The organism is Collinsella sp. CLA-ER-H8 (genome assembly GCF_040092335.1).
GTDB lineage: Bacteria > Actinomycetota > Coriobacteriia > Coriobacteriales > Coriobacteriaceae > Collinsella.
Window position 1 is genome coordinate 1 of the sequence record NZ_JBBNLU010000023.1, and the last position, 11,870, is coordinate 11,870.

Genomic DNA, 11,870 nt, shown 5'->3' on the forward strand with positions numbered 1-11,870 from the left:
CGCGGGCGCCCGGTCGGCGGCCCGTTCTGGGCGCGCCTCAATCGTAGCCCGAGACGGTCCCGGGCTGACAATTTCGACTGTAATGGACGTTCTTAAACGACTAGTCAAACAAGAACGTCCCCAACGATTACCCAAAAGGAGCGTCTCCAAGTGCCAGCTCTGGCAACGACGCAGGTAGAAAAACGTCAGCGAAAACTCGCCAGAGTGAGCAAGGTGCCTTGAAACGAGGCGGCATTGACCTTCTGGTCATGCCGCCGAAGTTGAAAGGCAGATTGCCGCTCTGGCGGGTTTGCAGCGTCGAGCCGTTACGCGGTTTGGTAAAACCGCGTAACTAAATCCGCTCCGCGATCTCGTGGATGAGGTAGTCGGTCTTTTCCCAGCCCAGGCACGGGTCGGTGATCGACTTGCCAAAGACGCCGCCGTCGACCGGCTGGTTGCCGTCCTCCAGGTAGGACTCGATCATAAAGCCCTTGACCAGCTTAGAGATGGACTCGCTGCGGCGGCAGCTGTCGAGCACCTCCTTGCAAATGCGGTACTGCTCCAGCGGGCGCTTGCCCGAGTTGTCGTGGTTGCAGTCGATGACCGCCGCCGGGTTGGCGTAGCCGGCGTGCTCGGTATAGCGCTCGGCCAGGCGCTCCAGGTGCTCGTAGTGGTAATTGGGGTAGGTACGACCATCGAGACCGATGTAGCCACGCATAACGGCGTGCGCGAGCGGGTTGCCATCGCACTCGACTTCCCAGTTACGGAAGATAAAGCTCTGGTGAGCCTGGGCGGCGTAAATAGAGTTGAGCATAACGGTGGTGGAACCAGCGGTGGGGTTCTTCATGCCGACGGGCACCGAAATGCCGCTCGACACCAGGCGATGCTCCTGGTTTTCGACCGAGCGCGCACCCACGGCGACGTAGCTCAGCAAGTCGACGAGATACTGATAGTTGGAGGGGTAGAGCATCTCGTCGGCGGTGAAGAAGCCCGTTTCCTCAATAACGCGCAGGTGCATATGGCGGATAGCCTTGACGCCCTCGAGCAGGTCGTCGGGGGCCTCGGGATCGGGGTTATGCAGCAGGCCCTTGTAACCGGTGCCCTTGGTACGCGGCTTGTTGGTGTAGACGCGCGGAATGATGATGAGCTTGTCCTTGACCTCTTCGGCGGTCTTGGCCAGGCGGTTCATGTATTCGAGGACCGAATCCTCGCGGTCGGCAGAGCACGGGCCGATGATGAGCACCTTACGTGCGTCCTCGCCGGTAAAGACTTTGGCGACCTCGGCGTCAAATGCCTGCTTTTTGGCGGTAAGCTCGGCAGAAAGTGGCATTTCCTCGCGGATCTCCATGGGGATCGGCAGCCTGCGTTTGAATTCCATGGCCATAGGGGTCTCCTCAATCTATAGAAAGAGCAATAAGCGTATTGTCGAATGCTCGGCATTATCCGCTGTCGCACGCTAAAGTGCAAGCCCTTGTCACCCCGAAACCTACCAAAAAGGGACAGGTTTATTTTGGCAGGTTTTATCTGGGTAAACGTCGGCGGATGCCGGGAGGGAGCGGCGCCGCGCGGGACCCTAAGGCTGTTGTCAGTTCCCCAGGAAATACCCTGTGGGCAAAAAATGCCAAATATGAGTACGGTTGCTAGCTTAGTAGCATATTGCCTTCGCAAAATAATAGACATAACAGTAAAATATGTTCATTAACGCAAACACATATAAGTCCGCTATAGGGCTGTTTGATCAATTTAGGGACGCGTGTAAGCCGTGAAAACGGCATTTGGGGCTGTTTTGGCTGTTACTAAAAGGGTAACAGTACTCATATTTGCCATTTTTTGCCCACGGGGCCTCGAAGGGGCTGTCAATCAGGTCCCAGGGGAGGCGGTTTGAGGGTCGCAGAGCAAAAACGGGGGCGCAGGTTGTCCTGCGCCCCCGTTTTCTGGGCATTGCGGTTGTTTGCCGCCGGTTGTTACGCCGCCTCGTCGAACTGCGAGTTATACAGGTCGGCGTAGAAGCCACCCTGGGCGAGTAGCTCGTCGTGTGTGCCCTTCTCGACGATGTCGCCGTCGCGAATTACCAAGATTACGTCGGCGTTGCGGATCGTGGACAGGCGGTGCGCGATGACAAAGCTGGTACGGCCCTGCATCAGCGCATCCATGGCGCGCTGAATAAGCTCCTCGGTGCGGGTGTCGACGTTGGAAGTCGCCTCGTCCAGAATCAGCGCCGGGCGGTCGGCCAAAATGGCACGGGCGATGGTCACGAGCTGGCGCTGACCCTGCGACAGGTTAGTGCCCTCCTCGTTAATCATAAAGTCATAACCGCCGGCAAGCGTATGGATAAAGTGGTCGCAACGTGCGGCGCGCGCGGCGGCTTCGACCTCGGCATCGCTCGCATCGGGGCGTCCGTAGCGGATGTTCTCGCGGATGGTGCCGTTAAACAGCCAGGTATCCTGCAGCACCATGGCAAACTCGCCGCGCAGCGCCGCGCGGTCCCAGTCGCGCACGTCGACGCCCTCGACACGCAGCGAACCGCCGTCCACATCGTAGAAGCGCTGCAGCAGCTTGATGAGCGTGGTCTTGCCGGCGCCGGTGGGGCCGACGATGGCGATGGTCTGGCCGGGCTGCGCCTCGCAGCTAAAGTCGTGGATGATGGTCTTGTCGGGCGTATAGCCAAACTTGACGTGATCAAACTCCACATGGCCGGGGCGCTTTTCGGGAATCTGCGCGTCGGCTTTCTGCTCCTCCTCGGGCGCGGCCAGGAACTCAAAGACGCGCTCGGTGGCGGCTGCCATCGACTGCATCGTGTTGCTCACGTTGCCCAGTTGCTGCACGGGCTGCGTAAAGTTGCGAACGTACTGGATAAAGCTCTGGATGTCGCCGGGCGTGGCGTTGCCGGTCAGTGCGAGCTGTGCGCCCACCACGACAACGCCCACGTAGCCCATGTTACCCACCAGGCTCATAAGCGGCATCATCAGGCCCGACAGGAACTGCGAGCGCCAGCCACTAATAAAGAGGCGGTCGTTTTGACGGTCGAACTCTTCGATCGAGGCCTCGGCGCGGTCGAACACCTGAATGACGTTCTGGCCGGCAAAGTCCTCCTCGATAATGCCGTTGACGGCGCCCAGAACCTGCTGCTGCTCGCGGAAGTACGGCTGCGAGAAGTGAATCATTGCGGTCAAGATAATCGCGGCGGCCGGCAGCGTGAGCACGGTGACGCCGGTAAGCGGCAGGCTGATCGAAAGCATCATGACGAGCACGCCGATAATCTGCGTCACCGACGTGATGAGCTGCGTCACGCTCTGGTTGAGCGACTGACCCAGCGTATCGACGTCGTTGGTGATGCGGCTGAGTACGTCTCCCTTGCTGTGGCCGTTGAAGTAACTCATCGGCACGACGGCAATCTTGGCGGCGATTTCCTTGCGCATGCGGTAGCAGATCTTTTGCGTGACGCCGGTCATGAGCCAGCCCTGGACCAGGCTGCAGACAGAGCTCGCCAGATACAGGCAGAGCAAAAAGCCGAGCGTCTTGGCGATCCAGTCAAAGTCAACGTCGCCGGTGCCGTTGACCTTGGCGACCAGGCCTTCGAACAGCTTGGTCGTAACCTGGCCGAGCACCTTGGGTCCCACAATGTTAAAGATGACCGAGCACACGGCAAAGGCGACGGCGGCAAACACGGCAATCTTGTGCTGGCCGATATAGCCGAGCAGCTGCCTCATGGTGCCCTTAAAGTCCTTGGCCTTTTCGCCACGACGCATGCCACCCATGCGGCCCATGGGACCACGCTGGCGGGTGGGCTTGGGAATCTGAGTCTTGGTCTCGTCTGCCATTAGCGCTCGCCTCCTTCCATGACGGCTGCAATTTCTTCTTGGGTAAGCCCCAGCTCCTCGGCGGAAAGCTGCGACTGTGAGATCTCCAGGTACGCCGGGCAGCTGCGCAGCAGCTCCTCGTGCGTGCCGGTGCCCACTACGTGGCCGTCGTCGAGCACGATGATCTGGTCGGCGTGCATGATGGTCGCGATGCGCTGGGCCACGACCACGAGTGCGGCGTCGGTGACGTTTTTGGCGAGCTCCTCGCGCAGGCGCGCGTCGGTCTTGTAGTCGAGGGCACTAAACGAGTCATCGAACACCACAACCTCGGGCTTTTTGGCCAATGCGCGGGCGATGGCCAAGCGCTGGCGCTGACCACCCGAGACATTGGAGCCACCCTGGCTGATGGGGGAGTCGTAGCCGCCCTCGCGCTCGGCAATAAAGTCCTCCGCCTGGGCGACACGTGCTGCCTGGCGCATATCCTCGTCACTCACCATGTCGCCGGCAAACTTGAGGTTGCTCTCAACGGTGCCCGAGAACAGGCGACCCTGTTGCGGGATGTAACCAATGCGTCGGCGCAGCTCGGAAAGGGTCATGTCGCGCACGTCGATGCCGTCGAGCGAAATGCTGCCGCCCGTGACGTCGTACAGGCGCGGAATCAGCTGTACGAGCGTGGACTTGCCCGAGCCCGTGGAGCCAATGATGCCGAGCATCTGACCGGCATGCGTGGTGAAGTTCACACCGCTAATGACGTCGGCGCGGGCATCGGGGTACTGGAAGCTCACGTCGCGGAAGGTGAGCTCACCGCGCGGCGAGCTGGCCGCGGGCAGTTTGGGCGAGGCAGGGTCGTTGATGCTCGTGGGGCAGGTGATGACCTCATCTACGCGCTCGGCTGCGACCTCGGCACGGGGCAGGATGACCGAAACCATGGTGAGGATCATAAACGCCATGACGATCTGCATGGTGTAGGAGATAAACGCCATCATGTTGCCGACCTGCATCACGCCGTCGGACACGCCCTGCGCGCCAAACCAGACGATAAGCACGGTGATGCAGTTCATGACGAGCATCATGAGCGGCATCATAAAGCTCATGGCGCGGTTGGTGTAGAGCTGCGTGGTCATCAGGTCGAGCGAAGCCTTGTCAAAACGCTCGAGCTCATGTTCCTCGCGGTTGAACGAGCGGATGGGCATAAGGCCGTCGAGCAGCTCGCGGGCGGTAAGGTTCACACGGTCCACAAAGCTCTGCATCTTTTTGAACTTGGGCATGGTGAGGCCCATGAGCACGCCGACAACGGCCGAAACCGCGATGATGGCCACGGCGATGGTCCACTCCAGGCCGGTGTGGTTAGCCAGGACACGCATGACAGCGACGATGCCCATGACGGGGGCCATCAGGCACATGCGGATAAACAGGGTTGCGGCCATCTGGATCTGCTGAATGTCGTTGGTGCAGCGGGTGATGAGCGAGGCCTGGCTAAACTTGCCCACCTCGGCCGGCGAGAAGTGCATAACCTTGTTGAAGGTCTCGCGGCGCAGGTCGCGGGCGATGGAGCAGGCGGTGCGCGACGCCACGGCACCGGTCAGGATGGTGGCGACGAGCGACACCAGGCACAGCCCAAACATCGTGGTCGCCATGCGGCTCAGGTAGGCGTTCTGCACGTCGGCGGGGTCGATGCCCTGCGCCTTGTACTCGTCCTGTACATAGCTCACGGCGCGCTGCGTGACAATGGAGCCCGACATGGAGCCCATTTTGTCCGCCATTTGGTTGGCGCCCTCGACGAGCTTGCTTTGGTCTACCAGATCGCCCTCGATACCCAGGCGCAGGCTCTTCATGGTGATCTTGCCGCCGTCGGCATCAATCTGCTTTTGCATGTTTTGCGCCGCCGCGGCCTTCTGCTGCATCTCGGCGAGCTGCTCGGGCGTCATCGCTGCCATCTGCTCGGGGGTGGGCATGGCCTGGGCAGCGTCGTTGTCTTTCTCGCTGGACGAGCCCATCATGTCGCCCATGGAGTTGGCGTCAATGCCCTGGTTGAGCGAAAGGACGACAGTCTCGGGCAGGCTCATAATGTCGGCAATCTTGCCTCCATCGGCACGCTCTTCCTCGGTGCCCTTGTACGTTCGAATGCCGTTTTTGTCAGCCTTGCTAAACACAGCCTCCACAGCTTTGGCGTCCTTGGCGCTCATAAAGAGTTCGAGGTCGTCGAGCGATTCGGCGCGAATGGTGTCGGGCACGGGCGAGGCGATGCCGCCTTGCTGCACGCCCACGTCGACGATGTCGCTCATATAGGTAGGCAGTGCCAGATCGGCGTTGCAGCTGATTACGATAAGTACGATAGCTGCAAACAGTGCCAGGACATGTTTTTTAAAGAGCTTGAGAATCCTCACTCGGCATCTCTCCTTTCTTGATTGCGGTCGATAATTTCGTTGGCACGTCTTAGAAGGCGCACCATCTCTTGGGTATCTGTTTCGCCGAGCTGCTCGAGGAAAGCCGCAGTGCGGTTCTCGAATTCCCGACGTTTGATTTCTAGATCCTGGAATCCTTTGTCGGTCACCGTGACGTGTACGCGACGACGGTCGGTCTTTGAGTGCTCGCGCTCGACCCAGCCCTTGGCTTCGAGAGCGCGTAGGATATTGGCGATGCGGGCACTCGAGACCCAGGCGCGATCAGCGAGTTCGCTCGGCGTGAGCGAACCGCCGGCGAGTATGAGGGCGCGCATGACGGCCATCTCGCCGCCGAGGGCTTTGTCCGCAAAGCGCGAAATGCGCTGATGCATGCTGCCGAACTCGGTAAGGAGCTGACGCCCAAGCTCACGGAAATCGGTATCTTCCACCGAAAACCCCTAACACTAGAAACTATTTTCGGTGAAAGATGATACCCCCGCTCAACCATCCCATTCGGTGGATTTCTAGGCATGTCCCAAAAATCTACTTGGCCGCTAGGCAATATTAAGAGTGCATTAAGACTTAAAATCATTCAATTGCTGAAGCGTTTCAAAGAACTATTATGCACGCGGTTAGGCGAGGGGTTGTCACCACCATGACGACTGGGACTCATATAATCGCCACGTGCGATGCTCCAACTTCCCGCAAGGAGACACCTTACATAAAGGGGGATGGAGTCATGGCATTTGACTTCACGGGTAAAACCGCGATCGTTACCGGTGGCACTCAGGGCATTGGCCTCGAGATCGCCAAGGGCATCGTCGCGGGCGGCGGACATGTCGCGCTCATCGCAAGGAACGCTGCTAAGGGCGAGGCCGCTGTGGCCGAGCTTGGCGAGGGCAACAAGTTCTATCAGCTCGATGTCGCCGATGCGCCCAAGGCGCGCGAGACCGTCGAGCAGATTTTTACGGACCTGCCGCAAACCAACATCCTGATCAACTGCGCCGGTGTCATCAGCACCAAGAAGTTTGACGAGATCGACGACACCGAGTGGCGTCGCACCATCGACATCAACCTCAACGGCACCTTTACCATGATGAACGCCGTGTACCCGCACTTTAAGGCGGCCCATGCCGGCACTATCGTCAACGTGAGTTCCGTTGCGGGCAAAATCGGTGGCGGCCTGCTCGGCACAGCCGGCTACGCCAGCTCCAAGGCCGGTGTTAACGGTCTGACCAAGGCAGTCGCCAAGGAAGGCGGCAAGTTCGGCGTCCGCTGCAACGCCGTGTGCCCGTCGCTCACGTTGACCGATATGACCTCGATTCTCTCTGACGAGAACTCTCAGCGCATCATCAACGGTATCCCTCTGGGCCGCGCCGCCCAGGCCAGCGAGCCTGCGCAGATGGTGCTGTTCTTCGCTTCCGACCTCGCCAGCTTCGTGAACGGCGAGATTGGTGACTGCGACGGCGGTATCGTCCTGGACGGGTAATACCCCACGACGATTGTTCGGCGACGGCTCCTGCGACTCGGGACCGTCGCCTTCTTTCTGACATAGGCGCGTGCGGCTACGAGTCGCATGCATCCAAAGGAGATATATATGAGTGAATCGACTGCGGTGGAGGCGCCGGCGGCAAAGGAGCCGTTCTTTAAGATGTCCTCCATCCCGGGCGCCAATATTTTGGTGCCGCTTCTGTTGGGCTGTCTGCTCAACACGCTATTCCCCGACCTGTTCAAAACGCTCGGTAGCTTTACGCTTGGCATGACCCAGCAGGGCGCTGGCCCGCTCGTGGGCGCTTTTTTGCTCATCGTCGGTACGACGATTTCGTTTAAGAGCGCTCCTGCCGCCGCTGCCCGCGGTGCCATTATCATCGCCGTCAAGCAGATCGTGGTCGTTGCCGTGTCGCTGCTCATCCTTTACGTGTTCAACGACAACCTGTTTGGCATCTCTGCCATGGTGATGCTGGCGGCTTGCACCGGCGCCAACAACGCTATGTACGCTGGTCTGATGGGCACCATGGGCAACGAGGCCGAGCGTGGCGCCGTCGCAATCACCACGCTGGTTGTCGGCCCTCCGGTCACGATGATTGTGCTCGGCGCTGCCGGCCAGGCTCCGATCGGCTGGTCGCTCGTGGGTGCCATCCTGCCGATCGTCGTCGGCATTATTCTGGGCAACCTCTTCCCCAGCTTTAAGAAGATGATGGCACCGGCACTTTCCGCCGTCATCGTGCTCGTCTTCTTTGCCATGGGCTCGACCATGACCTTTGGCCAGCTCATTAATGGCGGTCTTCCCGGTATTCTGCTCGGCGTGATCTGCTCGGTGGTCTTTGCAATTCCCGTTATCGCGGTCGATAAGCTCACGGGCGGTACGGGTGTCGCAGGTGCGGCCATTTCGAGCTGCGCCGGAGCCAATGTGGCCACGCCTGCTGCCATGGCAAGCGTCAACGAGGCCTTGTACGGCGGTGCGGTGCTCGCGACGGCCACGGCACAGGTTGCTGCCTGCGCAATCGTGACGGCTATTTTGACCCCGTTGGTCACCAGCTGGTGCTACAAGCATTTTGAGGGCCAGGGCAACGGCGATAGCAAGGCAACGACCGACAAGGCCGCCTCAGCCGCCTAATGCCAAGCGGCAATCAAAGCTAAAAACTAGTCACGCCACAGGGCGGCCACGGGGGATCCTGTGGCCGCCCTGCAGTTTCTGTAGGGTCTCTGGGACACTTTACCCTGCTAAAGCTGGCATAACAGCTAGAGCGAACGTCGTACAAAGGCAAGGAAAAATAACATACAAATCGGTGAACGGTAGTTGTTCGCGCTCGCGTTTCCTGCGGGTTTGTAAAAAACGCCCTAATGGTATAAAAAAAGAAACATATAACAGCCCTGATAAAGGGGGTGGCTATGCTATCCTTCTCAAACGGGTGAAATCTTGGGTTTTGGGTTGCAGTTCCAAGGTGGACAAACGTTTTCCCTGTGCTGACGCGCGACGGAAGGCGAATGAAGCCGGTAGTGCAAACCGAAAATTCAAGAATTCAATAAGCAGCGGTGTGAGAGAGCGCCGCATTACACGTAACTAGGAGCGTGGTTACACAATGCAGGAGGCATGGGAAGGCTTCAAGGAAGGCATCTGGACGGGAGAGGTTGACGTCCGAGACTTCATCCAGAAGAACTACACCCCCTACGAGGGCGACGAGTCGTTCCTCGCCGGCCCGACCGAGCGTACCAAGGAGCTGTGGGGCGAGGTTCTCGACCTGCTGCTTAAGGAGCGCGAGCAGGGCGGTGTCCTCGATATGGACACCAAGACCGTTACGGGTATCGTGAGCCACCCCGCTGGCTACATCGATAACGCCCATCGCGAGAAGGAGACCATCGTCGGTCTCCAGACCGACAAGCCGCTCAAGCGCGCGCTGCACGTCAACGGCGGTATTCGCATCGCTTGCCAGGCTGCCAGCCAGCACGGCTATAAGGTCGACGAGAACGTTGTCGAGCGCTACACCTTCGAGCGTAAGACCCACAACGCTGGCGTCTTCGATGTTTACACCCCCGAGATGCGTGCTTGCCGCTCGGCTCACATCATCACCGGTCTGCCCGATGGCTATGGCCGCGGCCGCATCATCGGCGACTACCGTCGTGTTGCCCTGTACGGCGTCGACTACCTGATCAAGGACAAGGAGGCCCAGAAGGCTTCCACCCCGACGGTCATGACCGCCGACAACATCCGCGATCGTGAGGAGCTGCAGGAGCAGATCCGCGCCCTCGGCGAGCTCAAGATGATGGCCGAGACCTATGGTTTCGACATTTCCAACCCTGCTACCAACACGCAGGAGGCCATCCAGTGGATGTACTTCGCCTACCTTGCTGCCGTCAAGGAGCAGAACGGCGCTGCCATGTCCATCGGCCGTACCTCTACGTTCATCGACATCTACGCTGAGCGCGACCTTGCCAACGGCACCTTCACCGAGGAGCAGATCCAGGAGTTCGTGGATCACTTCATCATGAAGCTTCGCATGGTCAAGTTTGCCCGTACCCCTGAGTACCAGGCCCTGTTCACCGGCGACCCGCAGTGGGTCACCGAGTCCATCGGCGGCATGGGTGTCGACGGCCGTACGCTCGTTACCAAGATGAGCTACCGCTACCTGCACACGCTCGAGAACATGGGCACCAGCCCCGAGCCCAACATGACCGTTCTGTGGTCGACCCGTCTGCCCGAGAACTTCAAGAAGTTCTGCGCCAAGACTTCTGTCGCCAGCTCCTCGATCCAGTACGAGAACGACGACCTCATGCGCGTCTATCATGGCGACGACTACGGCATCGCCTGCTGCGTGTCCTCCATGCGCATCGGCAAGGAGATGCAGTTCTTCGGCGCTCGCGCCAACCTGGCCAAGTGCCTGCTGTACGCACTCAACGGCGGTGTTGACGAGGTCTCCAAGAAGCAGGTCGGCCCCAAGTATCGCGCCGTCGAGGGCGATACGCTCGATTACGACGACGTTGTGGCCAAGTACAACGACATGATGAAGTGGCTCGCTGGCGTGTACGTCAACTCGCTGAACATCATTCACTACATGCACGACAAGTATTGCTACGAGCGCATCCAGATGGCCCTGCACGACAAGCACGTGCACCGCTGGTTCGCTACGGGCATCGCTGGCCTTTCCGTCGTGGCTGACTCCCTGTCCGCCATCAAGTACGCCAAGGTCCACCCCGTCCGTGATGAGAACGGCATCATCGTCGACTTCGAGACCGAGGGCGAGTTCCCCAAGTACGGTAACGACGACGACCGCGTCGACCAGATCGCTCACGACGTTGTGCACCAGTTCATGGAGTACATCCGCATGAACGACACCTATCGCAACTCCGTGCCCACGACCTCGGTTCTGACCATTACCTCCAACGTCGTATACGGTAAGAAGACCGGCTCCACGCCCGACGGCCGCAAGGCTGGCCAGCCGTTCGCCCCGGGTGCTAACCCCATGCACAAGCGCGATAGCCACGGCGCCATCGCTTCGCTGTCTTCGGTTTCCAAGCTCCCGTTCCGCGATGCTCAGGACGGCATCTCCAACACCTTCTCCATCATCCCGAGTGCGCTCGGCAAGGAGGATCAGGTGTTCTTTGGCGATATCGACCTTGATCAGCTGGGCGAGTAACTATTGTTAGTGCTATACTAACAATAACGATTACTGATTAGCGCGCCGGTTTCGGCCGGCGCCTATTAATCGAAGGAGACACATTATGAAGGTTTCTGAAGTTTCCGAGACTCAGGCCGATAACCTGGTCCACATGCTCGACGCTTACGCCGAGAAGGGTGGCCACCACCTGAACATCAACGTCTTCAACCGTGAGACGCTGCTCGACGCTCAGGCTCACCCCGAGAAGTACCCGCAGCTGACCATCCGCGTTTCCGGCTATGCCGTGAACTTCCACACGCTCACCAAGGAGCAGCAGGACGAGGTCATTGCGCGTACCTTCCACAACAAGTTCTAAAGGGATTTAACTCCTGTAGGATTACTGGGGCCGGTTTTGGGTTATTTTCCAAAACGTCCTCGGACATGCAAAGAGGCTCCGCTGCGCGCGTTGCGCGGCGGGGCCTCTTTGCGTCCTGACGCTCCTATTTGGCAAGGTGTTTTTTAGAATCCATTTTGCGCTCGGCCTCGAAGGCTTGCCTGTCCCAATCGAGCGGAAGTCCGGCCTCGACCCACGCCTCGTAGGCCCTCCTTAT

At 59.4% G+C, this 11,870-nt stretch carries 8 protein-coding genes; 4 read left to right on the forward strand and 4 right to left on the reverse strand.

The window, feature by feature from the left end; translation table 11 throughout:
- Window positions 1-331: 331 nt before the first annotated feature.
- The 4 genes from AAAX72_RS09535 to AAAX72_RS09550 all read right to left on the reverse strand — a co-directional run bounded on the left by AAAX72_RS09535 (window position 332) and on the right by AAAX72_RS09550 (window position 6,612).
- On the reverse strand, window positions 332-1,363 hold the full coding sequence (locus tag AAAX72_RS09535) for a 3-deoxy-7-phosphoheptulonate synthase (RefSeq protein WP_349130151.1): 1,032 nt from the start codon (window positions 1,361-1,363) through the stop codon (window positions 332-334).
- Window positions 1,364-1,943: 580 nt separating this feature from the next.
- A complete protein-coding gene (locus tag AAAX72_RS09540) occupies window positions 1,944-3,800 on the reverse strand; it encodes an ABC transporter ATP-binding protein (RefSeq protein ID WP_349130153.1) in 1,857 nt (618 codons plus the stop codon).
- Window positions 3,800-6,166, reverse strand: coding sequence for an ABC transporter ATP-binding protein (locus tag AAAX72_RS09545; protein ID WP_349130154.1), 2,367 nt, complete (start codon window positions 6,164-6,166; stop codon window positions 3,800-3,802). Before AAAX72_RS09545 ends, AAAX72_RS09540 begins: the two co-directional genes overlap by 1 nt.
- Window positions 6,163-6,612 (reverse strand): MarR family transcriptional regulator, encoded by a 450-nt coding sequence (locus AAAX72_RS09550; protein ID WP_195361279.1) that lies wholly within the window; start codon window positions 6,610-6,612, stop codon window positions 6,163-6,165. Before AAAX72_RS09550 ends, AAAX72_RS09545 begins: the two co-directional genes overlap by 4 nt.
- A 290-nt stretch (window positions 6,613-6,902) precedes the next feature.
- On the opposite strand from AAAX72_RS09550, the gene AAAX72_RS09555 reads away from it, so the two are divergent.
- From AAAX72_RS09555 to grcA3, 4 genes are all read left to right on the forward strand, one after another.
- Window positions 6,903-7,652, forward strand: coding sequence for an SDR family NAD(P)-dependent oxidoreductase (locus tag AAAX72_RS09555; protein WP_349130157.1), 750 nt, complete (start codon window positions 6,903-6,905; stop codon window positions 7,650-7,652).
- Window positions 7,653-7,760: 108 nt separating this feature from the next.
- Complete coding sequence (locus AAAX72_RS09560; protein ID WP_349130158.1) at window positions 7,761-8,780, forward strand: 2-keto-3-deoxygluconate permease; 1,020 nt, start codon at window positions 7,761-7,763, stop codon at window positions 8,778-8,780.
- Between the two features lie 466 nt (window positions 8,781-9,246).
- The gene (pflB, locus tag AAAX72_RS09565) at window positions 9,247-11,298 is read left to right on the forward strand and encodes a formate C-acetyltransferase (protein ID WP_055310750.1); all 2,052 of its coding nucleotides are present in this window, start codon (window positions 9,247-9,249) and stop codon (window positions 11,296-11,298) included.
- Between the two features lie 85 nt (window positions 11,299-11,383).
- Entirely contained in the window at window positions 11,384-11,635 is a 252-nt protein-coding gene (grcA3, locus tag AAAX72_RS09570; protein ID WP_117746636.1) for an autonomous glycyl radical cofactor GrcA3, read from the forward strand.
- The last annotated feature ends 235 nt before the right edge of the window (window positions 11,636-11,870 follow it).

Excerpts from the sequence above, each read along its gene's own strand:
- pflB (WP_055310750.1), top strand. The coding sequence starts at position 9,247 with ATGCAGGAGGCATGGGAAGGCTTCAAGGAAGGCATCTGGACGGGAGAG.
- grcA3 (WP_117746636.1), top strand. The coding sequence starts at position 11,384 with ATGAAGGTTTCTGAAGTTTCCGAGACTCAGGCCGATAACCTGGTCCAC.
- AAAX72_RS09555 (WP_349130157.1), top strand. The coding sequence starts at position 6,903 with ATGGCATTTGACTTCACGGGTAAAACCGCGATCGTTACCGGTGGCACT.
- AAAX72_RS09560 (WP_349130158.1), top strand. The coding sequence starts at position 7,761 with ATGAGTGAATCGACTGCGGTGGAGGCGCCGGCGGCAAAGGAGCCGTTC.
- AAAX72_RS09540 (WP_349130153.1), bottom strand. The coding sequence starts at position 3,800 with ATGGCAGACGAGACCAAGACTCAGATTCCCAAGCCCACCCGCCAGCGT.
- AAAX72_RS09535 (WP_349130151.1), bottom strand. The coding sequence starts at position 1,363 with ATGGCCATGGAATTCAAACGCAGGCTGCCGATCCCCATGGAGATCCGC.